Annotated in this window: 20 protein-coding genes and 1 pseudogene; 8 read left to right on the forward strand and 13 right to left on the reverse strand. The window is 63.7% G+C overall.

Annotated elements, in window-relative coordinates; all coding sequences use genetic code 11:
- Positions 1 to 134 precede the first annotated feature (134 nt).
- The 3 genes from AACW18_RS06370 to AACW18_RS06380 are packed head-to-tail and all read right to left on the reverse strand — an operon-like array spanning position 135 to position 4,339.
- Positions 135 to 1,229, reverse strand: a complete 1,095-nt coding sequence (locus AACW18_RS06370) for a lipocalin-like domain-containing protein (RefSeq protein ID WP_218388130.1) — start codon at positions 1,227 to 1,229, stop codon at positions 135 to 137.
- Entirely contained in the window at positions 1,226 to 3,634 is a 2,409-nt protein-coding gene (locus AACW18_RS06375) for an ABC transporter permease (protein ID WP_218388131.1), read from the reverse strand. Before AACW18_RS06375 ends, AACW18_RS06370 begins: the two co-directional genes overlap by 4 nt.
- Before the next feature lie 24 nt (positions 3,635 to 3,658).
- The gene (locus tag AACW18_RS06380; RefSeq protein WP_042653464.1) at positions 3,659 to 4,339 is read right to left on the reverse strand and encodes an ABC transporter ATP-binding protein; all 681 of its coding nucleotides are present in this window, start codon (positions 4,337 to 4,339) and stop codon (positions 3,659 to 3,661) included.
- A 140-nt stretch (positions 4,340 to 4,479) separates the two neighbouring features.
- On the opposite strand from AACW18_RS06380, the gene AACW18_RS06385 reads away from it, so the two are divergent.
- The 3 genes from AACW18_RS06385 to AACW18_RS06395 all read left to right on the forward strand — a co-directional run bounded on the left by AACW18_RS06385 (position 4,480) and on the right by AACW18_RS06395 (position 7,139).
- Positions 4,480 to 4,947 carry a DUF4357 domain-containing protein gene (locus tag AACW18_RS06385; protein WP_042653465.1) on the forward strand — a complete coding sequence of 156 codons (468 nt, stop codon included), beginning with the start codon at positions 4,480 to 4,482 and terminating at the stop codon, positions 4,945 to 4,947.
- 165 nt (positions 4,948 to 5,112) lie between these two features.
- Complete coding sequence (gene nhaD, locus AACW18_RS06390; protein WP_218388132.1) at positions 5,113 to 6,543, forward strand: sodium:proton antiporter NhaD; 1,431 nt, start codon at positions 5,113 to 5,115, stop codon at positions 6,541 to 6,543.
- Between the two features lie 29 nt (positions 6,544 to 6,572).
- Positions 6,573 to 7,139, forward strand: a complete 567-nt coding sequence (locus tag AACW18_RS06395; RefSeq protein WP_218388133.1) for a pyridoxamine 5'-phosphate oxidase family protein — start codon at positions 6,573 to 6,575, stop codon at positions 7,137 to 7,139.
- An 83-nt stretch (positions 7,140 to 7,222) separates the two neighbouring features.
- Here AACW18_RS06395 and AACW18_RS06400 read toward each other — a convergent pair whose 3' ends face one another.
- The 9 genes from AACW18_RS06400 to AACW18_RS06440 all read right to left on the reverse strand — a co-directional run bounded on the left by AACW18_RS06400 (position 7,223) and on the right by AACW18_RS06440 (position 18,783).
- Positions 7,223 to 8,425, reverse strand: a complete 1,203-nt coding sequence (locus AACW18_RS06400) for a Bcr/CflA family multidrug efflux MFS transporter (RefSeq protein ID WP_042653468.1) — start codon at positions 8,423 to 8,425, stop codon at positions 7,223 to 7,225.
- A gap of 116 nt (positions 8,426 to 8,541) precedes the next feature.
- On the reverse strand, positions 8,542 to 10,188 hold the full coding sequence (locus AACW18_RS06405) for a hypothetical protein (protein WP_218388134.1): 1,647 nt from the start codon (positions 10,186 to 10,188) through the stop codon (positions 8,542 to 8,544).
- 101 nt (positions 10,189 to 10,289) lie between these two features.
- On the reverse strand, positions 10,290 to 11,579 hold the full coding sequence (locus AACW18_RS06410) for a hypothetical protein (protein ID WP_218388360.1): 1,290 nt from the start codon (positions 11,577 to 11,579) through the stop codon (positions 10,290 to 10,292).
- A 140-nt stretch (positions 11,580 to 11,719) separates the two neighbouring features.
- Positions 11,720 to 12,277 (reverse strand): hypothetical protein, encoded by a 558-nt coding sequence (locus AACW18_RS06415; protein ID WP_218388135.1) that lies wholly within the window; start codon positions 12,275 to 12,277, stop codon positions 11,720 to 11,722.
- A gap of 134 nt (positions 12,278 to 12,411) precedes the next feature.
- Positions 12,412 to 13,836: an FAD-dependent oxidoreductase gene (locus AACW18_RS06420; protein WP_218388136.1), complete on the reverse strand. Its 1,425-nt coding sequence runs from the start codon at positions 13,834 to 13,836 to the stop codon at positions 12,412 to 12,414.
- Positions 13,837 to 13,896: 60 nt separating this feature from the next.
- Positions 13,897 to 14,730, reverse strand: coding sequence for an FTR1 family iron permease (locus tag AACW18_RS06425; protein WP_218388137.1), 834 nt, complete (start codon positions 14,728 to 14,730; stop codon positions 13,897 to 13,899).
- Positions 14,730 to 17,723 carry a hypothetical protein gene (locus tag AACW18_RS06430; RefSeq protein WP_218388138.1) on the reverse strand — a complete coding sequence of 998 codons (2,994 nt, stop codon included), beginning with the start codon at positions 17,721 to 17,723 and terminating at the stop codon, positions 14,730 to 14,732. Before AACW18_RS06430 ends, AACW18_RS06425 begins: the two co-directional genes overlap by 1 nt.
- Positions 17,724 to 17,726: 3 nt before the next feature.
- Positions 17,727 to 18,176 (reverse strand): hypothetical protein, encoded by a 450-nt coding sequence (locus AACW18_RS06435; protein WP_042653474.1) that lies wholly within the window; start codon positions 18,174 to 18,176, stop codon positions 17,727 to 17,729.
- A gap of 121 nt (positions 18,177 to 18,297) precedes the next feature.
- Positions 18,298 to 18,783 (reverse strand): YqhA family protein, encoded by a 486-nt coding sequence (locus AACW18_RS06440; protein WP_042653475.1) that lies wholly within the window; start codon positions 18,781 to 18,783, stop codon positions 18,298 to 18,300.
- A gap of 551 nt (positions 18,784 to 19,334) precedes the next feature.
- Here AACW18_RS06440 and AACW18_RS06445 point away from each other — a divergent pair.
- From AACW18_RS06445 to AACW18_RS06465, 5 genes are all read left to right on the forward strand, one after another.
- Positions 19,335 to 20,372, forward strand: a complete 1,038-nt coding sequence (locus AACW18_RS06445; protein ID WP_218388139.1) for a branched-chain amino acid ABC transporter substrate-binding protein — start codon at positions 19,335 to 19,337, stop codon at positions 20,370 to 20,372.
- A gap of 84 nt (positions 20,373 to 20,456) precedes the next feature.
- Positions 20,457 to 21,374 (forward strand): ABC transporter permease subunit, encoded by a 918-nt coding sequence (locus AACW18_RS06450; protein WP_218290407.1) that lies wholly within the window; start codon positions 20,457 to 20,459, stop codon positions 21,372 to 21,374.
- 11 nt (positions 21,375 to 21,385) lie between these two features.
- Positions 21,386 to 22,678: a high-affinity branched-chain amino acid ABC transporter permease LivM gene (livM, locus tag AACW18_RS06455; protein WP_218290408.1), complete on the forward strand. Its 1,293-nt coding sequence runs from the start codon at positions 21,386 to 21,388 to the stop codon at positions 22,676 to 22,678.
- Positions 22,675 to 23,565, forward strand: a complete 891-nt coding sequence (locus AACW18_RS06460) for an ABC transporter ATP-binding protein (RefSeq protein ID WP_218388140.1) — start codon at positions 22,675 to 22,677, stop codon at positions 23,563 to 23,565. Before livM ends, AACW18_RS06460 begins: the two co-directional genes overlap by 4 nt.
- Complete coding sequence (locus AACW18_RS06465) at positions 23,562 to 24,281, forward strand: ABC transporter ATP-binding protein (protein WP_242380355.1); 720 nt, start codon at positions 23,562 to 23,564, stop codon at positions 24,279 to 24,281. The genes AACW18_RS06460 and AACW18_RS06465 overlap by 4 nt, the downstream gene beginning before the upstream one ends.
- Here AACW18_RS06465 and AACW18_RS06470 read toward each other — a convergent pair.
- Positions 24,260 to 24,577, reverse strand: a pseudogene (locus AACW18_RS06470) (integrase core domain-containing protein); the annotation flags it as partial. The gene AACW18_RS06465 and the pseudogene AACW18_RS06470 overlap by 22 nt on opposite strands.
- Positions 24,578 to 24,865 lie beyond the last annotated feature (288 nt).

The following is a 24,865-nucleotide window of genomic DNA, read 5'->3' on the forward strand; positions in this document are numbered from 1 at the left end:
TCCATGAGCACTCCTTGGGCTGAAAGAGAGGCTGATAGAGAGGGTATCAAATGGCGATTAACTCTGTTGAGTAAAAAGGCATCTAACTTATGGAATTTGAATGATTTTTTGAAGGCGATCAGATTTCAAGGCGGTCAATACCCCGTCATCTCCAGATAACCCAGCCCTTGGGCATCTCCCTCCACAGTCACGGCTCCCTCCCAGTAGTCAAAGCGGCCTGTCATGGCCTGATCCGGCTGGCGGGCACGGATGCGGAGGTTCAGATCGGCGGCCTTCATCTGCCACTCGATGGGATAGGGCTGACCCTTGGGGCCGCGCCAGGTCTTGCCCGGGGTGAGGCTGATGCTGTCGGGGGAGAGCAGCCGGCTGCTGCCATCGCGTTCGATCAGGATGCCGTAGCGGTTCTCGGGCTGGTTTTCGGGATTGGCGCGGCCCGGTTTGGTGCGCAGGCGAAACAGCATCAGCTCGCGGCCATCATTGAGCTGCAGCGAGAACCAGTCCCAGCCCGATTGCCAGTCCGCCAATACCGAGCTGCTCCACTCGTGATCGAACCAGCCCTGACCGCTGACCTTGCGGGCCTCACCATCGATGTTGAGGGTGCCCTCCAGCGCCAGGCGCGGGTAGGAGTAGTAAAACGAGGCGTTGCCCGGGCTCTTCTCGCTGTAACCCGCCTTGCCCTGCAGCACCGCGGGTTTGCGATTGCTCACTTGAAGATCCAGCTGAGCGATGGCGCTGTCGACGCTTAAGCGCGCCGGGAAGAGTGCCGGAGATTGCGCCGCCCCCTCGGATTTAAGTAGCCACTCCCTTAGCCAATAGTCGCCGCCGCTGGCGCCCGCCAGCCCAGGCCCCTGGCGGCTGGTGCGCTCGTCCTGCAGGTGTTTGCCGGTGGCGAGATCCGTGATGGCGAACTGGGCCAGCCAGAGTTGGGGCGCAAGCCAGGGATTGTCCGAGGCAATCTGCCGCTTCATGCCCTGACGAAAAAGTGTCCACTGCAGGCCATATTCGCGCCCCTGCTCATCTTTGAGGTTACCGGTGAGATACCACCACTCGGATCTGTAGTCCGGGTGGGCGGAATGATCGGCGGGCAAGTTCACTGTCTGCCCCGGCTGCACTTTTTTAAAGTGATCGCCGCCATCCCCCAGCAGGTTGCCGAGATCCTGGGCTTGAACACTGGTGCCTAGCACGGCAAGCAGGGCGGCCAGCAGGTTGGCCCGCAGTAAACACTTCATATCACTCTCCTTGCCGCATACCAGGAGGCCAGGGCTCCACACACCGGCGCCAGCAGCAGGGCCGTGATGGCGTGGGCGGGGGCGGGTTCGAAGGTGAGGGTCCAGCCGAAGGCGCGGGGGTTGACCACGGCGATCAGCACCCAGGCCAGGCCATAGCCCACCGGCAGGGCCAGCAGCGCCGTGAGTAACCCCAGACCCGCCCCTTGCCACACCAGCAGCAGGCGGCAGCGGCGAGGGCTCAGGCCCAGACTCTGCAGGGTCTGCAATTCGCTGCGGCGGGCCAGCCCCAGCACCATGAAGGCGGAGCCTATGCCGACGAAGGCTATCCCCAGGATCAGCAGCTTGAGCAGCTCGGTGACCACGAAGGTCTGATCGAACACCTTGAGCGCCGCCGCGTGGATGGCGGGGGCGGGCAGCAGATTGAGCCGTTCGCCGAAACGGGCGCGCAGCTCATCGGCCAGCCGCTCGGGCGTCTTGCTAAAGAGCGCGAGGGACTGCACCGGTCCCTGCTCGAAGGCATGCAGGAGCTGCCCCTTGTCGCTGCCGTAATCCTGATAGACCCCGGTGACCAGGACGGCTCGCGGGCCTGCCTCATCCGTTATCTCAAGCGTCTGGCCCACCCTGACCCCGAGCCGCACCGTCAGCGGCTCGCTCGCCAGCACCTCATTGTGTTTTTCCGGCCAGCGCCCGGCCAGCAGGGGATAGGCCGCCTGGAGCGGCGGGATAAAGTCCATCTGGGCCCACTCTATCGGCTCCCCCTGCCAGCGGGCGGGCCGGACCGCGCGGCGCGAAGCCAGCTCCACCAACCGGTTGGCGAGGATGGCGTCCAGAGTCTCTTGGTTCAGGCTGCCCCTGCTGCCCGCCGCTCCCTTGGGGGCGCTGACATAGAGATCGGCGGCGAGGCGCTGGTTCAGCCAGATCTCCACGCTGCTGCGAAAGCTCGACACCATGACCCCGATGCCGATGGCCGCGGCGATGGCGAGCTGCAGTGCCATCACGGCGATGGCGGTGCGATCCAGATGATATTGGGTCTCGGCCACCGCCAGCCTGGCGGTCAGGCCGCTGTGGCCATGGCGGCGCAACCTGCCAAGCAGCCAGCGCAGGGCGTCCGGCAGCCAGAGCGCCATGGCCAGCAGCCAGCCGCCGGCGATAAGCAGGGCGCCCGGCAGGCCGGTCTGGGGCAGGGCGAGGCAGAGCGCGCACAGCAGCAGTATGGCCAGCGCCAGCAGGCGTCTGCGCCCCGGGTGGCTGGCGGGGCGGCTGTTGCCCTCGCGAAGGGCCAGGGGGGATTGGCGCAGCAGCTGCCACCAGCCGGGCAGGTTGGCGGCCAGCGTGCCGAGCAGGCCGATGGCGATGGCCTTGAACAGGCTGATGGGGGAGAGGCGCAGCAGATCGATGGGATTGGGGCCATAAAGGTCGGCCAGCGCCTGGGTCAGCTGCCCCATCAGGGCCAGGGCCAGCAGGCTGCCGAGCAGCAGCCCGAGCAGGGTACCAAGGGAGGCCAGCAGCATCAGCTCCAGCCCCAGCCAGCGCAGCACCCGGCTTGGCGGCAGCCCCAGGATGATCAGCTGGGCGAGCTGGGGACGGCGCACGCTCTGCACGAAGCGCTGGGCGTTGAACACCAAAAACAATCCCACCGCCATGGCGAGCAGGGAGAGGGCGCTGAGGTTCAGCGCCAGGGCATCGCCGAGCTGGCTGGCATCGAGCGCCGGGCTGATGGGCTCGAGCCACAGGGGCTTATTGGGGAGATAGGCTTGCAGGACGGCCTGCAGAGCGTGGGCCTGGGGCTCGGTCAGCTTGAACAGGATGCGATCCAGCCGTCCGTCTTTGCCAAGCAGGGGCTGCGCCAGGCCTATGTCGGTGAGCAGCAGCCGATCCATGGGTACGGCGCCTGGGGTGAAGGTGCCCGCGAGGGTCAGGGTGAGTCGGCGCTCGCCCAGCAGGAAGCTGCGGGACTGACCCTGGCGCCAGTCGAGGCGCTCGGCCTCGGGCGCCGCCAGCCAGATGCTGTCGGCCCGGGCGAAGGGGGCCTCCGTCGCCTGGGGCGCCAGGGTAAAGAGCGGGGCCAGGGGGCCGGGATTGAACAGATCCAGCCCCAGCAGCTGGAAGCTGCGACCCTGCTCGTCTTTGAGCCAGGCGTGCAACTGGGGCATGGCGCCCAGCTCGCGCTGGCCGCGCACCAGCTTGACGTAGAGCGACTCATCCAGCCCGCCGCTCGGGGCCAGCCGATAGTTGGCATCCCCCGCCAGCTGGGTGCGGGCGGCGACGAAGTTGGTCTTGGCGCTGTGGTTGAGCAGGTCGATAGCAACCACCAGGGAGACCCCCAGCATCAGCCCGGTCAGGCTCATCAGCAGCAGCCAGGGGTGCCAGCGATAGAGCCGCAGCAGCGCCTTTAGCGGCAGCATGTGATGCCCTCAGGAAGAGAGGATTCAATCATGGCGTGGCCCCTTGAGCTGCACCAGCTGACCCCCTTCGAGGCGCAGCACCCTGTCCGCCAGCGCGGCATAGGCGGGGTTGTGGCTCACCAGCAGGAGGCCGGCGCCTGTCTCCCTGACCGCCTCCATCATCAGCGCCATCACCTGCTCGGCATTGTGCTCATCGAGACTGCCGGTGGGCTCATCGGCCAGCAGCCACTGGGGTCGGTGAATGAGGGCGCGGGCCAGGGCCACCCGCTGGCGCTGGCCGCCGGAGAGCTGCTCCGGCCAGGCGTGGCGTTTATCCTCCAGGCCGAGACGTGCGAGCAGCTTATCCAGCACGGCCGGCTCGCGGGGCAGGCCGTTGATCTCCAGCGGCAGGCTGAGGTTCTCTTGCACGTTGAGGGTCGGCAGCAGGTTGAAATCCTGATAGACGATGCCGAAGTGGCGACCGCGCAGCCGGGCCCGCTCGTCCGGTGACTGCCGATCGAGCCGGGTCTCCCCCAGCCAGATCTCGCCGCCATCGGGCGGGATCAGGCCCGCGATCAGGTTGAGCAGGGTCGACTTGCCGCAACCGCTCTGCCCCAGCAGCAGGCAGGTCTCGCCGGCGGCGAGGCACAGATCCAGGCCGTGAAACAGGGGCAGGCGTTCGCTGCCGTTGTCAAAGCTCTTTGATAGGTCACGCAGGATCAGCATGGGATAACCGGTTGATGGTCAATGGCTTTCACTATGCCAGTTAGTGATCGGGCCTGCAAAAGGGATGAGGATCCTTGCTGGATCCCGCTCGCCAGAGGTGGTTAGAATAGGGGTCTCCATGGGGCACAGGATGAGCAAGGATGTTACACAAGCAAGTCAGTTTTATCATCGATAGCAAGGGCACCAAGCAGGCGGCCGTCGTGCCCATCGATATTTATAACGAGCTGATGACCCTGCAGAAGGCGCTCTCCGACAACAAGCCGGGTGAGCGCGAGCTCTACCACTTCAACGGCAAGGGGGCGGAAGCCCACGGTTATCCGGTCGGCAAGCGGCAAAATCCCGGCTTCATGGTGCAGGCCGGCTCCACCGCCAACGGGGAAGATGCCGCCTCCCTGCGTGAGGCGGTGATCGAGCTGCGCCAGGAGTTGCTGGCCAAGGGGGTGCTCAGCACCCGCAGCGAGGGCGGCCTGGTGTTCATCGCCGATCAGCTGTTCAACAGCCCCAGCCTGGCCGCCAGCCTGGTGGCGGGCAACAACAGAAGCGGCCTGGATGCCTGGCAGAACAGCGCCGGCTATACCCTCAAGCAATCCGGGTTCGGCAAGAAATAGCTCCGATATCGGGCCCTGTCCGGGGCCCGATTTGTCGCGCTTCCCCCCTCGTTTACACCGCTCCTCTCCCCGGGTTGTGATACCGAATAGCCTGATATAAATACGATTTATTTGTATATCCGCTGCTAGCATCAATGCCAGATGGTTCTCAAGAGAAGAGCATTCATGTCTGGATCCCTGCGCCTCATCGCCCTGCTCGGGCTCAGTCTGTTTTCCTGCGAAAGCCTCGCCGACGGCGGCGCCATCCCCCTGACCCACAGCGGGGCGGGCTGGTTCGCCCTCGCCCTCTTCGTGTTCGCCTATGGGCTGGTGATGGCCGAGGAGCCCCTGCAGCTGCACAAGTCCAAGCCGGTGCTGATCGCGGCCGGCATCATCTGGATAGTGATTGGCATCGTCTATGCCGAGCAGGGGCTCGGCACCCTGGCTCACGACGGATTTCGTCACAACCTGCTGGAATATGCCGAGCTGCTGCTGTTCCTGCTGGTGGCCATGACCTATATCAACGCCATGGAGGAGCGGCGGCTGTTCGATGCCCTGCGCGCCGCCCTGGTGCGCTCGGGTTATAGCCTGCGCACCCTGTTCTGGCTCACGGGTATCTTGGCCTTCTTCATCTCGCCGGTGGCGGACAACATGACCACGGCGCTCTTGATGTGCAGCGTGGTGCTCAAGGTGGCGGGGGGGGATCGCCGCTTCGTCAACCTCGCCTGCATCAATATAGTGGTGGCGGCCAATGCCGGCGGTGCCTTCAGCCCCTTTGGCGACATCACCACCCTGATGGTGTGGCAGGCGGGCAAGGTGCAGTTCGGCCAGTTCTTCGCGCTCTTCATCCCCTCCCTGCTCAACTTCCTGGTGCCGGCCCTGCTGATGAGCCTCATGGTGCCGCGCCACGCCCCCCAGGTGCAGGATGAAGAGGTGGAGCTCAAGCGCGGCGCCGGTGTCATAGTGCTGCTGTTCATCCTCACCATAGTGACAGCAGTCGCCTGCCAGCACTTCCTGCACCTGCCCCCGGTGCTCGGCATGATGCTGGGGCTGGGCTATCTGCAATTTTTCGGTTTCTACCTGCGCAAGACGCTGGCTCGCTCCCTGGCCCGCAAGCGCGCCCGCTATGAGCGCAGCGGCGACAAGGCGCGGCTGCAGCGGCTCGATAGCGTCGTGCCGTTCGACGTGTTCAGCCAGATCGCCAGGGCCGAGTGGGACACCCTGCTGTTCTTCTACGGGGTGGTGATGTGCGTCGGCGGGCTCGGCTTCATGGGCTATCTCGAGCTGGCCTCCCAATTCCTCTACGCGGGGGGCGACCCAACCCGGGCCAACGTCGTCATCGGCCTGCTCTCCTCCGTCATCGACAACATCCCGGTGATGTTCGCCGTGCTGTCGATGAGTCCGGAGATGGCGACGGGGCAGTGGCTGCTGGTGACCCTGACCGCTGGAGTGGGGGGCAGCCTGCTCTCCATCGGCTCCGCCGCCGGGGTGGCGCTGATGGGGCAGGCCCGCGGCATGTACACCTTCTTCGGCCACCTCAAGTGGTTGCCCGCCATTCTGCTTGGTTATATGGTCAGCATAGGGGCACATTTGTGGCTCAATAGCGCACTGCTCTGAGGCGCATGGAGAGGAAAAGGGGAAGGAAGATGGGACAGTTATTCGAGGCGCTCTCGCCACCTCATATCGCCTTTATCGAGGCACAGCAGATCTATTTCGTCGGCACGGCGGCGGAGCAGGGCACGGTCAACCTCTCCCCCAAGGGCAGCGACTCCCTGCGGATCCTCGACCCCCACCGTCTGGCCTGGCTCAACCTGACCGGCAGCGGCAACGAGTCGGCGGCCCATGTGCTGCGCAACCCGCGCATGACGATAATGTTCTGCGCCTTCGAGGGGGCGCCTATGATCCTGCGGGCCTATGGCCAGGCACGGGTGCTGCACCGCGGCGACCCGGGCTGGGAGGCGGCCATGGCGCTCTTTCCGGCCAGCGTGGCGGCCCGGCAGATCTTCCTGCTCGACATAGAGCGGGTGCAGACCTCCTGCGGCATGGCGGTGCCCCTGTACGACTATCAGGGGGACAGGGAGGCGCTGGCCAACTGGTCGACGCGCCAGGGCCAGGAGGGCATCGAGGCCTATTGGCGCAAGAAGAACCAGCTGAGCCTGGATGGATTCGAGAGCGAAATCCTGGCGCGCAGCGGCCTGGAGGCCGATCAATAGCGAGCTCATCGGCTGCTCTTCATGTGAAAAAGCCCTGTCCGCTGGACAGGGCTTTTTCGTTTCAGGAAGACGGTGCCCGGCCATCAGGCCGTCGCGGCGCGCTTGCTGGTCAGCAGCCAGTAGCTCAGCGCCGAGCCAAAGCCGCAGCTGGCGATGGCGATGGCCATGGGCAGCGGGGACTGGGGCGGATTGAGGTTGACCAGGATGCCGACCAGGGCGCCGACCCCAAAGCGCAGGGTGCCCGCCAGGGCCGCGGCGGTGCCAGCCGACTGGGGAAAGTGGCCCATCAAGCCTGTCATGGCGTTGGCCCCCACCAGGCTGATGTGACCGACGAACAGCACCACCGGGATGACGATGCCCCAGAGGCCGCCGGTCTGGCTCCAGGCGTTGTAGATGAGCAGGGCACCGGCCAGCGGCAGCATGATCAGGCCGTATTGCAGCATGCGCTCGGCGCCCACCCCCTTCACCAGCCGGCTGTTGACGAAGGTGACCACCATCATCAGCAGGATGTTGAGGCCAAACAGCCAACCGTAGTGTTCGGTCGGTACCTTGAAATACTCGATGTAGACGTAGGGCGAGGCGCTCAGGAAGGCGAACATGCCGGAGCTCGACAGGGCGCCGCACAGCACATAGCCCATGGCGCCGCGGTGGGAGAGCACGCCCCAGTAGTTGCGCAGCACCTGGCCGAGCTTGAGCGGCTGCCGGTGTTCGGGTTTGAGCGTCTCCTGGATCTTCCACTGCATCACCACGCAGATGAGCAGGCTGATGCCCACCAGCAGCCAGAAGATCACCCGCCAGTTGCTGTGGGCGCTGATGTAGCCGCCCACCACCGGGGCCACCAGCGGCGCCAGGGTCATCACCAGGATGACGAAGGACATGGCGCGGGAGAACGCATCCTTCTCGAACATGTCTCGCAGCAGGGCGTTGACCACCACTGAGCCGGCCGCCCCGCCGGCGGCTTGCACCATGCGCCAGGCCAGCAGCTCCGGCAGCGACTCCGCCATGGCGCAGCCGACCGAGGCGATGGCAAACATGGAGAGACCCGCCAGGATCACCGGCTTGCGGCCGTAGCTGTCGGCCAGGGGACCGTAGAACAGCTGGCCGATGGCGAAGCCGCCGAGGAAGGCGCTGATGGTGAGCTGAGCCCCGTCGATGCTGGTGGCCAGATCCCGGGCGATGGCCGGGATCGCGGGCAGGTACATGTCGACCGCCAGCGGTGTCAGACCCGCCAGGGCACCGAGCAGGATAAACAGGAAGCGAGGGGAGAGGGCTATGGACTGGGGCATAGGGTATCCGATCGTGAGCGAGTGAGGAGTGCGCAATAATCTTGAAGTTTATCAGCTTTGTGCCGGGCCGGCTGGACTATCACGCACCGTGCCGGGAGGTCTGATCTGCTGACAAATCAGCGTTCTAGCGGCGATCGTTGGCGACAGCATGCGAGCCCAAGCCAGAGCAGCCAGCCCAGCAGCGACAACAGGTTGCCCAGCCGCTCCGGCCAGCGCGGCATCAGCCTCAGGCTGAGGGAGTGGCTGCCGGCGGGCACCCAGACCTGCAGCAGCCCTTGCGGGTTGGCACTCACCGTCAGCGCCAGTGAGTCATCCAGCCAGGCCTGCCAGCCGGGGTAGTCATACTGGTGCAGTACCAGCTTGGTCGGCACCTTGGTCGTCACCTCCAGCGCCAGCGCGCGGGGCTGCCAGCGTTGCAACGTCCAGTGGGCGCCGGGTTGATCGGCACTGACGGGGGGCAGGAACTCCTCCTTCCAGGCGAGCAGGGTCGGGGCGAACAGGCCGCTTGGCACCTGCTTGGGCCTATATTCGCGGGCGCTGCGCTTGCTGTCGAACTCGTCCGCGAGGGCGGCCCTGTCCGGTGCCTGGGTGAGGGGGGAGCTGTGCACATAGGCGAGGGCGGAGATCAGCGTCAGCAGCAGCAACCCCCACCAGAGCCACTGCCAGGGGCGGTGCGCAGGGGTGGCCAGCGCCACCACGGCGACGGTGGCCAGGCAGAGGATCAGGTTCAGGCGCCAGGGAAACTGCACCCGCTGCAGCGGGGGCAGCAAGGACCAGAGCGGCTGGCTGACGGGCAGCATCATCAGGAAGGCACCCACCCCCAGCGCCCCCCAGCACAGCAGCTCGGGATGGTGCGGCTCGCGGGCGGCGGCCCAGGCGGTCAGCAGCAGGGCCAGGGTCAGCAGGCTCTGCCAGGCGAGGTGGCTGCGAAAGCGCCAGTCCTCCCAGCCGGACGGCAAGCGGTCGAGGAAGTTGCGCCGAAAATCGAACATGCCGCCGCGCATCAGCTCCATGGAGATGGCCCCCTGATCGGCCAAAGCGGGCAGCAGCAGGGTGGCCGCCATGCAGAGCCCGAGCCCCTGAGCCCCCAGGATGAGCCAGCAGGGGCGCAGGGTGCGACCCTGCCAGGCCTGCAGCAGGGCACGCAGGCTGATGAGCCCCATCATCAGCAGCAGGCTGGGCAGGTGGGAGAGTGCCAGCAGCGCCAGGCTCAGGGCCAGCAACAACAGGCCGACCCGCTGACGCCGGGTGGCGAGATCCTGCCCCAGCAGGATCAGGGGCGCCCAGACGAAGGCCCAGAACTCGGCGAGGGCGAAGCGGGCGTAGAGATCCATGGCCAAGTGGTAGGGCAGGGCGAGGTAGAGCAGGCTGACGGCCAGGGCGCGCCCGGGGGCGGTGAAGCCGCGCAGCCAGAGGTAGGCGGCGAGTCCGGAGAGCAGCAGCGCCAGGCTGGCGCTCCACAGCAGCGGGATGATGGCGTGCTGGGCGAGGGTGCCGGGGCCGGCAAACAGGGCGCTGACATAGTAGGGCAGCGGGGGATAGAAGAAGAAGGTGGGGCTGCCAAAGCCGCCGTTCATCGCCATCAGCCAGCGTGGATAGGGCTCCCCCTGCCACAGCTGCTGGGCGAAATAGTGGCCGGAGAGCAGATGGTGGAACAGATCATGGCCCTGGCTGCCCCCCTGCAGCCAGAACGGCAACAGCAGCAGTCCGCTGGCCAGCGCCAGGCTCGGCACGACGAGATACCACTCCTTGAGACCCTTCATCGGCAGACACTCTCTTGGCGGATGCGCAGTGAGTGTAGCCGACCCCGGCGGGGAGGGGTGAGCCATCTGGCGCCACACAGGCTGACCGGGGGATCAGTGCATCAGCGGGGTATGGCGAGCCAGAGGCCGGGCTCGGCGCGAAAGCGGGGGGCAAACCAGATAGCGCTATAGGGGCCCGGCAAATCGTGGGCCGCCAGGGGACGGCGGCTGAGGCGGCAGGCGCCTCGTCCCAGTGCCAGCGCCGCATCGCCCTTATACCAGCCATCGGTGACGGGCAGCGGGCTGGATTCGCGCAGCAGGCGCACGCCCCACTGGGTGACCAGGGCCGGGCAGTGCCGCTCGGCCAGCTGGCGGGCCTGCACCATGGCGGGTAAGGAGGCCGGCGAGGCGGGGGTTGTGAGGGTGATGCAGAGCAGCGCCAGACCGCCCAGCGTGGCCGCCACCGCGACAGGCTTTGCCGCAGGCAGGCCGCCGACCAGCAGGATCAGGCCAAGGTAGATGAGCGGCGCCAGGTGGCGGGGATTGTCCGGGTTCTGGCCAAACAGGGTCCAGAGCAGCAGGGCCAGCCAGCCCCAACGCCAGGAGGCTCCCCAGAGCGCAGTTGGGTCGGCGGCCAGGCGTCGTCCCCCCAGCCAGAGCGGCCACAGCAGGAGCGGCCAGAGCGGGCTGAGCTGGGCCGCCAGGGTCTGGCCCCAGCTCAGCAGACGGGAGCCGTGCGCCGCCGCTGTGTTGCCCCACAGGGTGAAGTGGCCATCGGTGAAGCGGCGCCCCTCGCTGAAGTAGGCCCAGCCATCGGCCTGCCAGACGAACAGCAGACAGGCTAGCCCCACCAGCGCGATGGGGGAGAGGAAGGCGAGTCGTTGCTCCCTGGCTTGCCCGCCCTGCCGCCATCCTTGAAATAATGGCAGCAGCGCCAGCACGAAGTAGGAGGGGCGCAGGGCCAGCAGCAGTCCCACCAGCAAGCCCGCCAATGCGAGGCGGCGATGCTGCAGCGCCAGCAGGGCGCCGAGCCAGGCGGCCAGCGCCGGGCCGTCGGAGAGGCCGCTGAGCGCCAGGGTCGGGGTGAGCGGCAGCGCCATAGTGACGAGCCACACCGGGGCCAGCAGCGCCGGCCGTCGCCACAGCCGCACTGTCAGCCAAGCACAGAGCGGCGGCAACAGGCTGCTGCCCAAGAGGCTGGCCCACTGCACCGCGCTGGCGGGATCCGGGGCCACCAGATGGATCAGGCGAGCGAACCAGATAAAGGCGGGGTAGCCGGGAAAGTGGGGGGCGAACTCCAGCACGCTGAAGCGCGTCACCCCGTGGGCAAAGTTCAGCGCATCGTCGGAATCCAGCGCCACCGGGAAGGCAAAGAGCCAGCCCATCCAGGCCCCTTGCAACAGCACCAGCAGCCAAAGCTGGCGGCCGGGACGTTGTGCCTGTATCCCGGCTCCCCCCGTATCCTGCCAGCGAGGCCCATCGCCCCCTTCTCCCCTTGCGGGAGAAGGGCTGGGGATGAGGGGAGAGGTCGTCATCGGTCGGCGGGTAGCAATCAGAGCGGGGCCAGCACGGCCATCAGCGCCTTCTCGGCCTCGGCGAAGGCGGCGGCATCGGCGGGCTTGGCGCCGACGCCGAACACACCGGGGTTGCCGATGGCATCCAGCACCCGGGCCAGCGCCTGCTCGGCGGCCTTGCGATCCCCTTCATCGAGGGAGGGCAGGATCAGATCCAGGAAGCGCTTGCTCTTGACCACCAGCACCTTGGCGGTCTGATAGTCCCCCAGATTCTGGCTGGCCCCCTCGAGGCGGCGCTCGATCTCGGCCTTGTAGGCGCGATTGAGCAGGGCCGCGGTCGCCTCGACATCCTTGTCCTTGATGGCCTCGGCCAGCGGCGCCTGGAGCTGCACCTTGTGATGCTGCTCCAGATAGTCGAGCTCCTCGGCGAGACTCGCCAGTATGGCGCTGCCATCCTGGCCCTCGCTCGCCGCCGTCAGCAACTGCTCGCGGGCATCGATCAGGGGCTCCTTGCCTGCCGCCGCGTAGGAGTAGGCCTGGGCCTGTCCCACATTCGCAAGCAGCAAGAGGGCGATAAAACCGTGGCGGATGCTCATCCTTACTCTCCTTTATTGATTCATTCAGCCGGGCTCAGGCCACGCTCTGGGTTTCGATCACGGTGTTTTCGTTGCGATGATTGAAGATCTGGTGGCGCCTGTCTATGCCGTCGATCACCACGTTCAGGGGCCTGTCAGGCCACGCTCTGGGTTTCGATCACGGTGTTTTCGTTGCGATGATTGAAGATCTGGTGACGCCTGTCTATGCCGTCGATCACCATGTCGGCGGCCATCAGCCCCATCTCCATGGCGGTGTCGGTGAAGATGTAACGGAAGGTGCCCTGGCGCCCGCTCATGATGAGGTTGGCGATGGGCATCAGGCCCTGGATGGCGGCGTCGCGCCGCTGCTGATAGCCGAGATCCATCAGCGGATAGGCATGTTCGCTGCGCGCCTCGAAGGTCTCCTCGCCGAGCTTGTCGGTGTCGACCCCGAGACTCGCCAGATCCTGGCTGATGCGGCCGCGCAGCTCCGCCAGCGGTGCCTGCCAGGTGGCGTCCCCCGGATTGCAGGGGACCTCCAGCATCACCGATGTCTTGCCCGCCGGCGCCATGAAGGGGCTGCGCCGGCGCGGCTCCTGCAGCCGGGTGGCGAGGATGTGCGGATCGGAGAGGTACTGCCAGGTGTTGTCCGACAGGTTCTCCTGATTGAGCGGCATGTTGATAAAGCGCAGGGCGCGATAGTGCAGGTCGCAGGGCAACCCCAGATGCTGGCAGGTGAGCGGCAGCGGCAGGGTGGAGATCACCTGATCGAATGCCTCACTCTGCGCCACGCCCTCTTGCTGCCACTCTACCCGCTCGATGCGGCCATCGGCTTGAGTCAGCCGGCTGATGGTGGCCCCTGTCCTGAGCACGACACCCTCCGCCACCAGCCGCTCTCCCAGGGTGGTGAAGATCTGGCCGAAGCCATGTTTCGGATAGCGGTACTTGCGGGCATAGGTGCGCACCGAGTGGTTGCCCTTGCGCCTTGGCAGCAGGCGGCGCGCCACGTCTTTCAAGTCGATGAGGCTGATGCGCTGACCGGCCCAGTCGGCGGAGAGCCGATCCGGGTTGATGCCCCACAGCTTGGCGGTGTAACCCTCGAAGAACTGGCGATAGAGGGTGCGACCGAAGTGGCTCTGGATCCAGTCGGCGAAGCTGGCCTTGGCGAAATCCGCCGGCTTCTTGGCGAAGGGCAGCAGCAGCAGCAGATCCTTGAGCGCCCCCGCCATCAGCGGCAGTGGCGCCGTCTTGAGCAGGTTGCCGAGGTTGAGCGGGTAGTCGTAGGTGCGACCATTGAAGCGGATGACGCTCTTGCGCTCGGCGTGCAGCAGATCGTCCCCCATCAGCTCGTCGATGAAGGCGAGCAGCTCGGGGTTCTTGGTGATGAAGCGGTGGCCACCGTAGTCGAAGCGGTAGTCGCCATCCTTGCCCGTGAAGCGCTGGGTGGCGCACATGCCGCCCACCACGGGCTCCTGCTCGAACAGGGTGACCGCAAAGCCGGCCTGACGCAGGCGCCAGGCGGCCATCAGACCGGCGGGACCGGCCCCCAACACTGCAATTTTCTGGTTGTTATCCGTCATGCCACTGGTATCCGAAAGCGAGAAAAGGGGGCCAGCAGGCCCCGGTGTGAATGAGCTGGCTTATGCCTTGCCGGCGGCTGGCTTGGGCTTGTAGTTGCGATACCAGATGGTGACGAAGACCGCCAGATAAGCCAGCCAGGTCGCCAGCTGCAGGCCGGCGGGGGAGGCATTGTAACCAAAGAGGGCGCGCAGGAAGGTGCCGAACACCCCTCGATCGTCGAGGATATGGCTGATGTTGAACACCGGCGTGGTCCAGAGGGTGATGACCCCGGCCGCCTGCAGCATGTTGACGGCGGACGACAACAGGCCGGCGGCGATGATGATGATCAGCAGGCCGGTCCAGCGGAAGAAGGGGGCCAGCGCCACCTTGCGGGTGGAGCGCAGCAGCGCCCACACCAGGGCTACCGAGACCAGCAACCCGGCCAGGGCCCCCATCAGCCCTTCGTGAAGATCCACCCCCTGGCCCGAATAGACCAGGGCCGAGAAGAAGAGCACCGTCTCGAAGCCTTCTCGCATCACCGCCAGGAAGGCGAGCAGCACCAGCCCGAACAGGTTGCCCGCATCGACCGCCGCATCGATGCGGGCCGTCATGGCCCCGACCTGGGATTTGGCCTGCTTCTGCATCCAGACTGCCATGTAGGTGAGCACCAGGGTGGCGAAGATCAGGATCCCTGCCATCAGCAGGTGGTTGTAACGCTCGCTCTCGAACTGGCTGACCACCACCTGAAACAGGAAGGCCACCGCCAGAGAGGCGACAAGGCCCAGCACCACCCCCAGGTAGATGAACCTGTTGTAGCGACTCGCCCCCAGCTTGGCGAGGTAGGAGAGGCAGATGCCAACCAGCAGAAAGGCCTCCAGCCCCTCGCGCAGGGTAATAAGGAAACTTGCAAACATCAGCGTTCAGGCTCCATGTCGGGGGAGGATGGGGTCGGCTGCAGCTGGGTCAGCTGTAGCCGGTTGAGTAGCACTATGGGGGGCTCGGGCAGCTGCGGCTCGGTGGCGCGCACTATGTCGTTGACCCACTTGGGATAGGTACGGAAGTTGAGTCTGATGTCGGCGCTGAAGGGGCCTCTGGCATCCGCAGGCAGCGGCCAGGACTCGTCACGCCAGCCATCGGCCGGGATCCGGGTGTCTGCCAAGAGCTTGGCGTAGCGCCAGAACTTGAGCCCCACCGGCTTGCCGTCGGCATCGCCGAACACCTTCCTGAACAGCCGGGCATCCTCCGGCACGGCGCCATTCACCGGCTGGCCGCTGCGCAGCACTATGTTGCCCTCGGCGTCGGTGAGGGTCAGCTCCAGCCAGAGCTCACGAAAATCCGCCACCCCGGTGGGCAGGGCGTGGCCGGCGCCGACGTTGGTGACGCGCACCACCAGTGCCTGCTTCTCGGCATCCTGCTCTATGCGGGCGCTGAGGGCGGCGCTGGAGCGCAGCAGCGCCAGGCTCTCCTGCTCGAGATCCGGATTGCGCAGCCCCACCAACTGGTGCTGGGCACCGGTGAAGTTGTGGCGATAGAGGCGGCTCTTCATGGTGCCGTTCTCGGTGGACTGGCCGGCGACCGCATCGCCCCCCTTACCCGGCGTCGGGTTCATATGGCAGTCGATGCAGCTGCGACGCCTGGCCGGATCCTCGGCCCTGGCGAAGCTCGAATTCTGCCACTCGTCCCAGGTGTTGACTATGTTGGCGCCTGTGCCCGGAGCAAACTCGTTGTGGCAGGACTTGCACAGCGCCGCATCCTGATAGAAATCCTTCTGATAGGAGGCCTTGTGCATCGCCGGGCGGGCGTTGATCTGCCGCTCGGCCAGCCAGTGGCGGGCGCTGCCGCCGGGGGCATCCTCGAACACATAGCTCTCCCTGTCTTTCAGGTTGACGGTGAAGGCGCTGTTGCCCCCCGCGTCTTCCAGTCGGGTGATGCGATGGCACAGCACACAGCCGGTGCCCTCTTCCACCACGGGCTCGCCCGCCCGGTGGGCCTCGATGAGGGAGGCGCCGCCCTGCTCCAGCATGTGGGAACCCTTGGGCAAGTCGGTCTGGCCGCTCAACACCTGCTGGGGCATGTGGCAGCCCTGGCACCACTGGCCGAAGGCCTCGCCCTCGGTCTGGCGGGCCAGGGCCTGCACCGCCTTGTAGTAGGGGTGGGAGTTGCCCATCAGGCGGTGGTTGCTGTCGCTCCAGTCCGCGAAGGCTTGGGCATGGCAGTTCTGGCAGGAGGCGGAGTTCAGCCACTCCTTGGGATGAGTGGTCGGCGCCTTGGCCGGATCCTGACGCGGGGCATCGAGGCGCAGCCAGTTGGCGAGATAGGGCAGGTTGCCATCTGCCGTCACGAAGGCATGCAGATCCTCCATCATGGCCTTCACCTCGGGCTGAGGATGGGCGGGATCCACGGTGTCGGCGCCATCCCGGCCGTCATGCCCCATGCCGCCCTGGGTCTGCTGGACCATGCGCAGGTATTCGCCAATAAAGTCTCCCGCCACCATGTTGGTCAGGTTGGCGTGGCCGTTGATGGCGTTATCTTTGCTCGCTTGGCGGTGTGCCTGCATCAGGAAGCGGTTGGTGAAGTTGAAACCGTCGAGGTGGCAGGAGTTGCAGCTCATCCAGTTGTCCCCCGCCATGGGGAAGCGGCCATTGGCGCTGGTGTTGCCGAGGGTATTGCCGAGATGGAACAGCCGCTCGCCGCGCACCAGGGCGGCGGGGCGGGGATCTTGCTCCACCAGCCTGGCGAAGTGGGGGACGTCGACGGTGACCCGGGCGAAGGGGCCGCTGCCGCCGCTGGCGAGGCGGGTCAGATCCTGGCCCATGACGTTGTGCACCAGGATATGGTCGCCATCGATGAGCAGATCCCGCGGGTTCTGGCCAGGCAGGTGGCGCAGCAACTGGGTCGCCTTGGCGCCGCCCTGGAACTTCTTGCGGCGGTGGCGGTTGCTGTTCTGCTTGCCGCTGCGGGACAGATCGAACACCAGCAGATCCTCAGAGCCCGCCAGGGTCAGGTAGACCCGTTTGCCGTCGGCGGCGAAGCGGGCGGCGAAGGGGTTGGAGACGATCTGGCTGCGGTTGCCGACATTGGGCAGGTTGATCTGCAAGAACAGCTGCTTTCTTTCATCCACCCGCTCTTTCTCCTCATCGAGATCGATGATGGAGACCGCAGGGAAGACGGTGCTCTGGAACTGGAAGGGATGGTCGAAGCTCCACAGCACATGGGGCAACCAGGCCTCGCTGCCGTCGGGGGAGAGGGCGATGCCATCCAGCAGGCGCGGCAGTCCCTGGGAGTCGCTGGGGGTGGCGCTGTGGGTCTCGGCCAGGGTGATCAGGCGGGGCCTGGCCAGGGTCGCGGCATCGAGCGGGTCTTTGAACTTGCCGAGATCGTAGATGGCCAGCTGGCCGGTCATGGCGTGAGTCAGCAGCAGGCGATCGTCATCGGTGAGCGCCAGCCCGCGCGGGGTTTCGGCGGTCGCCACATCCAGCCTGAGAGTGCCGTTCAGATCATAGGCTTGCAGCCGCGCGGCCTCGAACAGGCTGACCCAGAACCAGCCTCGCTTGGGGTCGAAGATGACGCCGTAGGGGCGATGGCCGGTGGGGATGGCCTTTTCAAGCTTAAGGTTGGCACCCAGCAGCAGCAGGCGGTCGCCACTGTAGTCGGTCACCAGCAGGGTGCCGTCGGGGGCTCTCGCCAGCTGGCGCAGATCCCCCCCAAAATGCGCCTCTTCGATGCGCTCGCCGCTGTCCCGTGCCAGCAGGGTGACGGAGCCGGCGCCCTGGTTGGCGGTGAGCAGGCGAGGGGAGCTGGCATCGTCGTAGGCAATCAGGGCGCTGCCCATCTGCTGGGCGTGGGCCAGCGGCATCCCGAGCAACACAAGACAGGCGAGCAGGCAAGACAACAGCGACTTCAACATGGGTCAGGGGCGCCACTTGAGCAGGGTCCAGCGCCAGGCATGACGCAAGACCAGGGGAGTTAACAGCAAGGCGCTGAGCCAGTGGGCCCAGCTGGCCAGTGTCCCGAGTCCGTCTCCCGGCGTGCCGTGCAGGATCAGCACCAGGCCGCTACCGAGGCACAGCAGCAGCAGGCCCTCGATGATCCGGCCCGTGGTGCGCAGGAACGGCTTGCGACTGTGGCGTAGCAGGTGACGGTGAGAGAGCCAGAAGGCGCCAAACAGCAGGGGGAACAGGGAGAGGGAGAGCATGACGTGGAGCAGCAGGTTCCAGCGCGCCAGCGACCAGACGGGGGTCAGCGGCTCCCACAACAGCAGGCCGGAGAAGAACATCAGATAGAGGGAGCCTTCGGCCGCCTGATGGTGATAGGCCAGCCACCGCCAAAAGTGTCGTGGTGAGAGAGAAAGGCTTGTCATACATGCTCCAACGCCCGGACATTCCGTCCGGGGGAGCAAGTTTACAATGGGGTAACCGCAATGAAAAGAGTTATCAATTCCGCCCCTGATGAATAAACCCTGAATGAAAACAAAGGCCGAGCTACTTGTGATCCGCCAGGCGTTCGGTGATCGCATAGATCAGCGCCGCGGTGGAGAAGGCGAGAAACACTATCACCGACCACTTCATCTCCACTTCGTTGCCCACCCCATCCTCCAGAAAGGCCTTGAGCACCTCGATCCCGGCGATGGTGACCAGGGAGTTGATGACGATGAGCTTCAGGGAGGCGAAGTTGATCTTGCTGAGCCAGTTGTTGCCGAGGGCCTCGCGCTGCTCCTGGGTCTGGATGAACTGCACATAGCCGCAGATGGCCACCAGGATCAGCATCTGGGCCACCAGCACGAAGTCCACCAGGGTCAGCACCCCGGTGATGAGATCCATGTAATGGATCTCGATGATGTCGCGGCACAAGACATAGAGCTGCATGGCAAATTTCACCATCAGCAGGGCGACGCAGACCAGGATGCAGACATAAAAAGGGAACATCATCAGCCGGCTGCCGTTGAGCATGAAGTTGAAGCGACGCATGGAAACTCCTGAACTGGGTGAGAAGGTGCTGATGATAGGCCTGAGTAGCCCGCCAAGGCAGTGTCATGGAACAAGCCTGAATTGAGAGGCGATATATTGCCGCTGTTTTCTTATCGGTTCATTTTGGGCGCAAGGTAGCAAATATCCTGGCCATCGTAGAAATCATTTCCGTTATTTTTAAGCAGATGTGATCCCCGCCGTAATTTCACTTGGCGACACCGGGTGGCCGAAAATGGCGCCCTATACTGTGGCAGGTCAAATATTTGCTGTCCGGTTTGCAACTATGGCAATCATTTGCTTAGCTTTTTTCAGCACGCAAGCCGTGCAAGAAAGCTTATATCCACTCACAGGATGTTGTCTGGATTGAGTTCGTTTCGTGCATCGTGCTCTCGTTTTGCCGTTGGATTGGACGCGCAGTCCGGCGTTCGACCTTACCTACCCAAGCTTCTTTGATAAGGAACATCATAATGTCGCTGAAATTCATCAGAAGCCCTATTTCGCTAGTGTTGGCCGGTTGTATGGTCACGGCATTTTCCGCCCAGGCGGATATTGTGATCGGTGTTGCAGGCCCCTTCACCGGGCCGAACGCCACCTATGGCGATCAGTACTGGCACGGCGCGACTCAGGCCGCGAATGACATCAACGCCGCCGGCGGGATCAATGGCGAAAAGATCAAGCTGGTGCAGGGGGATGACGCCTGTGAACCCAAACAGGCAGTTTCCGTGGCTAACCGCCTGGTTGACCAGGATAAAGTCAATGCGGTGGTGGGGCACTTCTGCTCATCTTCCACTATGCCAGCCTCCGAGGTGTATAACGATGCGGGGATCATCTCCATCACCCCGGGCTCGACCAACCCGCTGGTCACCGAGCGTGGCATGAGCGACATGTTCCGCATGTGCGGGCGTGATGATCAGCAAGGGCAGGTGGCCAGCGACTTCATCATCGACAAGCTCAAGGCCAAGCGAGTGGTGATCATTCACGATAAAGACACCTATGGGCAGGGGCTTGCCGATGCGACCAAGGCGGCGCTGGCCAAACGTGGCGTGAAGGATGTGATGTACGAGGGCTTGTCGCGCGGCGAGAAAGACTTCAATGCGCTGGTGACCAAGATAGGTGCGCAGAAGCCGGACGTGGTGTTCTTCGGCGGTTGTCACCCGGAGGGGGGACCGCTGGTACGCCAGATGCGTGAGCAGGGCGTGCAGGCCAAGTTCTTCTCGGGGGACTGCATCGTCAACGCCGAGATGGTCACGGCCGCCGGCGGCCCGCAGTACACCAATGGCATCTACATGACCTTCGGTCAGGATCCCCGTCTGATCCCGGACGGCAAGGCGGTCATCGAGCAATTCCGCGCCAACAAATTTGAGCCTGAAGGCTACACCCTCTACGCCTATGCGTCTGTGCAGACCATTGCCGCGGCATTCAAGGCGGCCGGTGGCACGGACTCCGCAAAGGCCAGCGCCTGGCTGAAAGCGAACAGCGTAGATACCGTGATGGGTAAGAAGTCCTGGGACAGCAAAGGCGACCTGAAAGTCTCCGATTACGTGGTCTACGAATGGGATGACAAGGGTTCATATAAAGAAGTCAAGTAACGGCATAGTGGAAAACGCTCAGCGCCGACGCGAGTCGGCGCTTTATAACCACCAGGCCTCAGTGGCCTATAACGAGAGCGTACTATGATGGATGTCTTTTTCCTGCAGCAGTTGATCAATGGATTAACGCTGGGTTCCGTCTACGGTCTGATTGCCATTGGCTACACCATGGTCTACGGCATCATCGGCATGATCAATTTCGCCCACGGCGAAGTCTATATGATATCGGCCTATCTCAGCGCCATCGGTCTGGCGCTATTGTCGTTCTTCGGGTTGCACTCTTTTCCGCTGCTTATCCTAGGTACCCTAGTGTTCACCATAGTGGTGACGGGGGTATATGGCTGGACAATCGAGCGCATCGCTTATAAACCACTGCGCAACTCCACCCGTCTGGCGCCGCTTATTTCCGCCATTGGCATGTCGTTAATACTGCAAAACTACGCGCAGATCAGCCAGGGACCACGCCAGCAAGGGGTGCCTACCTTGCTGGACGGGGTATTTCGTCTTCATCTTGGCGACGGCTTTATCCAGATAACCTACACCAAGGTGTTTATCTTGATCGCCTCCTTTGCGGGCATGCTGTTGCTCACCTGGATAATCAGTAATACCAGGTTGGGACGCATGTGCCGAGCGGTGCAGCAGGATCGAAAAATGGCCTCGATCATTGGCATCAATACCGATCGCATCATCTCCCTGGTGTTTGTGATTGGGGCCGCCATGGCGGGGCTTGCCGGGGTCTTGATCACCTTCAACTACGGCACCTTCGATTTCTATGTCGGCTTCATCATCGGCATCAAGGCCTTCACCGCCGCCGTGCTGGGGGGCATTGGCTCCTTGCCCGGCGCCATGCTGGGGGGGCTCATCCTCGGCATTGCCGAGGCGCAATTCTCGGGGATGGTGAATTCCGATTACAAGGATGTGTTCTCGTTCGGGCTGCTGGTGATGATCCTCATCTTTCGTCCCCAGGGGCTGCTCGGCCGCCCCATCATTGCCAAAGTGTGAGGGCGTAACAGATGACATCACAGACGAGATTGCAGGACGGTTTCTCCCTCAAGCGCTGCCTGCTGGATGCGATTTTCGCCGGGTTGGTGGCGCTGATCATCTTCGGCCCCATCGTCGGCGTGGTGCTGGATGGCTACAGCTTCAATTTCGCCGGGCAGCGGCTGGCGTGGATCATCCTGGCCGTCATGGCCGGCCGTTTCCTGATGAGCGCCTTCTTGACCACGGCCGCAGGCGTTCGCCTGCTCGCCTGTTTTGAGACGGACAACTCGGGGGTCTATGTACGGGATCCGGACTACAAGAATCCCCTGCGCTGGATCATTCCGCTGGTGCTCGCGCTGGCTATCTGTTTCCCCTTCGTAGCCACCAAATATGTGCTGACCGTGGCGATCCTCGGCCTGATCTATGTGCTGCTGGGGTTGGGGTTGAACATCGTCGTTGGCCTGGCAGGCTTGCTGGATCTGGGATACGTCGCCTTCTATGCCATCGGGGCCTATGGCCTTGCGCTTGGCTATCAATATCTTGGGCTTGGATTCTGGTCGATGTTGCCGCTGGTGGCGCTGATCTCTGCGGCGGCCGGGGCCTTGCTGGGTTTTCCGGTGTTGCGCATGCATGGGGATTACCTGGCGATTGTGACGCTCGGCTTCGGGGAGATCATTCGCCTGATCCTGAACAACTGGCTGGCGTTTACCGGTGGCCCCAACGGGATTTCTGCCCCGCCGCCAACGCTGTTTGGTCTGGAGTTCGGGCGGCGGGCGAAGGAGCAGGGCGGCGTGCCCTTCCACGAGTTCTTCAACCTGAGCTATAACCCCAACCTGAAATTCATCTTCATCTACACCATCCTGGTGCTGGTGGTGGTGTGGGTGCTCTATGTCAAACATCGCCTGACCCGAATGCCGATTGGGCGCGCCTGGGAGGCGCTGCGTGAGGATGAAGTCGCCTGCCGCTCCATGGGGCTGAATCATGTGCTGGTCAAACTCTCCGCCTTCACGCTGGGGGCTGCTACCGCAGGGATTGCCGGGGTGTTTTTTGCCACCTATCAGGGCTTCGTCAACCCGACCTCATTCACCTTCTTCGAGTCGGCCCTGATCCTCGCCATCGTGGTGCTGGGGGGGATGGGGTCGACGATTGGCGTCGTGCTGGCGGCCTTTGTGCTGACGGTCACGCCTGAGCTGCTGCGCGGCTTCGCCGAATACCGGGTGCTGCTGTTTGGCATGTTGATGGTGGTGATGATGATCTGGCGCCCCCGCGGCCTCATTCGCATTAATCGCAGCGGCTTTGCGGTGCGAAAAGGAGTGGCGCCATGACAGAGAGAACCCTTGACGACATGATCCTGAGCGTTGAGCACCTGATGATCTCCTTCGGTGGCATCAAGGCGCTCAACGATGTGAGCCTAGAGGTGCGACGGGGCTCCATCACCGCACTCATAGGCCCTAACGGCGCAGGCAAGACCACTGTGTTCAACTGCCTGACCGGCTTCTACCGGGCATCAGGCGGTCATATTTTCTTCAACGCACGCGATAAGACGACCAATGTGATCCAGATCCTCGGCCAGAAACTCCAGCCGGGTGACTGGATCAACCCGGCCCAGCTCGGCCAGCGCCTCTTCTACAAGATGTTTGGCGGCACCCATCTGGTGAACCGGGCAGGGCTGGCGCGCACCTTCCAGAATATCCGTCTGTTCCGTGAGATGTCGGTGGTGGAAAACCTGCTGGTCGCCCAACACATGCAGGTCAACCGCAACTTGCTGGCCGGCGTGCTCAACACCCCGGCATACCGGCGTGCAGAGAGCCGTGCCCTGGATCGCGCGTTTTACTGGCTTGAGGTGGTGGACCTGGTGGATTGCGCCAACCGGTTGGCGGGGGAGATGTCTTATGGGCAGCAACGCCGGCTGGAAATCGCCCGTGCCATGTGCACGGCCCCGGAAATGCTCTGCCTCGATGAACCCGCCGCCGGGCTCAACCCGGTGGAGACGCGCACCCTCAGCAAGATCATCCGGTTTCTGCGCGACCAACACGGCATCACAGTGCTGCTGATCGAGCATGACATGGGCATGGTGATGGAGATCTCTGACCACATCATAGTGCTGGATCACGGCGACGTGATCGCAGAGGGCAAGCCTGAGCACATTCAGCATGATGACAAGGTGATTGCCGCCTATCTGGGCACCGACGAAGACGAGGCCTGCGCATGAGTGAGGCAATGCTGGAGTTTCGTAACGTCGACGTTTTTTATGGTGCCATTCAGGCGCTGAAACAGGTCAACCTGCAGGTGCATCAGGGGGAAACCGTGGCGCTGATCGGCGCCAATGGTGCCGGCAAGTCCACTCTCTTGATGTCGATTTTTGGTCAGCCGCGTATTCGCAGCGGGCAGATCCTGTTTCGCGGCGAGGACATCAGCCATCAATCGACACACTTCGTTGCCTCGGCGGGCATAGCGCAAGCGCCAGAAGGACGGCGGATCTTCCCCGACATGACGGTCGAAGAGAACCTGCTGATGGGCACCATACCGATAGGCGATCGCTATGCGGCTCAGGATCTGCAAACCATGTTCGAGCTGTTCCCGCGGTTGAAAGAGCGTCGTAAACAACGGGCGATGACGATGTCCGGTGGGGAGCAGCAGATGCTGGCCATCGCCAGGGCACTGATGAGCCGCCCCAAGCTGCTGTTGCTGGATGAACCGAGCCTGGGGCTGGCCCCCATAGTGGTGAAGCAGATCCTCCAGACGCTGCGCGAGCTGGCGCAAAGCGGCATGACGATCTTTCTGGTCGAGCAGAACGCCTACCATGCGCTGAAACTGTCCGACCGTGGCTATGTGATGGTGAACGGGCAGATCCGGTTAAGCGGCAGTGGTGAGGAGTTGCTGGGCAATCAGGATGTGCGCAAGGCCTATCTGGGCGGCGCAGAATAGCGAGAGCCCGCTTGGTTTCCTAAGCGGGCTCTCGAGGCTCCCTCGACAGAGTCTGAATGCCAGTAGAGGTGCTCAGATCCGTTGGGGGTTAATCCCCCCGTTGTTCTGGTGGAGTCTTATATCGCTGTAATACCCATCAAATACTCGGCTATCGACTGTTGGGCATCCCCCATATTCTGGTATCCCGTCGCCGGCACCCACTCACTTTTCAGGCTGTGAAACAGCCTATCCATCGGCGTATTGCCCCAACAATTTCCTCACCGACTCATGCTCTGCTCTATCCGATATCGCCACACCTACCTCTAATCAGGTGGCACATATTCACTGTGCCACTACAGGGATAGTCCCTGGTTTGGTCAACAAGATCTATGCATGTGCATAAGAAAATCTTCGCATAAAAATGCAGGCTGAGACTCTTGAGTTGCTCTGCTGTGGTTAAAAACAGAGCAGTCTTGCCATCCAATCCCTCATTTTATAGCGCTAAAAATATTTCGTGCTGCTTCAGGTCCTGTATACGATAACCAGTTCGGTTTGTTCTTATGATTGCGTGCGTTGGTGGCTGGCTTGGGCTGTTCGTTCAACCA

This window comes from Aeromonas sp. sia0103, assembly GCF_963895295.1.
Lineage (GTDB): Bacteria > Pseudomonadota > Gammaproteobacteria > Enterobacterales > Aeromonadaceae > Aeromonas > Aeromonas encheleia.

What these genes read in the sequence shown, in the direction of transcription:
- AACW18_RS06395 (WP_218388133.1), top strand. Translation starts at nt 6,573, where the DNA reads ATGGGACAGTTATTCGAGGCGCTCTCGCCACCTCATATCGCCTTTATC.
- AACW18_RS06400 (WP_042653468.1), bottom strand. Translation starts at nt 8,425, where the DNA reads ATGCCCCAGTCCATAGCCCTCTCCCCTCGCTTCCTGTTTATCCTGCTC.
- AACW18_RS06370 (WP_218388130.1), bottom strand. Translation starts at nt 1,229, where the DNA reads ATGAAGTGTTTACTGCGGGCCAACCTGCTGGCCGCCCTGCTTGCCGTG.
- AACW18_RS06450 (WP_218290407.1), top strand. Translation starts at nt 20,457, where the DNA reads ATGATGGATGTCTTTTTCCTGCAGCAGTTGATCAATGGATTAACGCTG.
- nhaD (WP_218388132.1), top strand. Translation starts at nt 5,113, where the DNA reads ATGTCTGGATCCCTGCGCCTCATCGCCCTGCTCGGGCTCAGTCTGTTT.
- AACW18_RS06420 (WP_218388136.1), bottom strand. Translation starts at nt 13,836, where the DNA reads ATGACGGATAACAACCAGAAAATTGCAGTGTTGGGGGCCGGTCCCGCC.
- AACW18_RS06435 (WP_042653474.1), bottom strand. Translation starts at nt 18,176, where the DNA reads ATGACAAGCCTTTCTCTCTCACCACGACACTTTTGGCGGTGGCTGGCC.
- AACW18_RS06385 (WP_042653465.1), top strand. Translation starts at nt 4,480, where the DNA reads ATGTTACACAAGCAAGTCAGTTTTATCATCGATAGCAAGGGCACCAAG.
- AACW18_RS06405 (WP_218388134.1), bottom strand. Translation starts at nt 10,188, where the DNA reads ATGAAGGGTCTCAAGGAGTGGTATCTCGTCGTGCCGAGCCTGGCGCTG.
- AACW18_RS06460 (WP_218388140.1), top strand. Translation starts at nt 22,675, where the DNA reads ATGACAGAGAGAACCCTTGACGACATGATCCTGAGCGTTGAGCACCTG.
- AACW18_RS06375 (WP_218388131.1), bottom strand. Translation starts at nt 3,634, where the DNA reads ATGCTGCCGCTAAAGGCGCTGCTGCGGCTCTATCGCTGGCACCCCTGG.
- AACW18_RS06380 (WP_042653464.1), bottom strand. Translation starts at nt 4,339, where the DNA reads ATGCTGATCCTGCGTGACCTATCAAAGAGCTTTGACAACGGCAGCGAA.
- AACW18_RS06415 (WP_218388135.1), bottom strand. Translation starts at nt 12,277, where the DNA reads ATGAGCATCCGCCACGGTTTTATCGCCCTCTTGCTGCTTGCGAATGTG.
- livM (WP_218290408.1), top strand. Translation starts at nt 21,386, where the DNA reads ATGACATCACAGACGAGATTGCAGGACGGTTTCTCCCTCAAGCGCTGC.
- AACW18_RS06465 (WP_242380355.1), top strand. Translation starts at nt 23,562, where the DNA reads ATGAGTGAGGCAATGCTGGAGTTTCGTAACGTCGACGTTTTTTATGGT.
- AACW18_RS06440 (WP_042653475.1), bottom strand. Translation starts at nt 18,783, where the DNA reads ATGCGTCGCTTCAACTTCATGCTCAACGGCAGCCGGCTGATGATGTTC.
- AACW18_RS06430 (WP_218388138.1), bottom strand. Translation starts at nt 17,723, where the DNA reads ATGTTGAAGTCGCTGTTGTCTTGCCTGCTCGCCTGTCTTGTGTTGCTC.
- AACW18_RS06425 (WP_218388137.1), bottom strand. Translation starts at nt 14,730, where the DNA reads ATGTTTGCAAGTTTCCTTATTACCCTGCGCGAGGGGCTGGAGGCCTTT.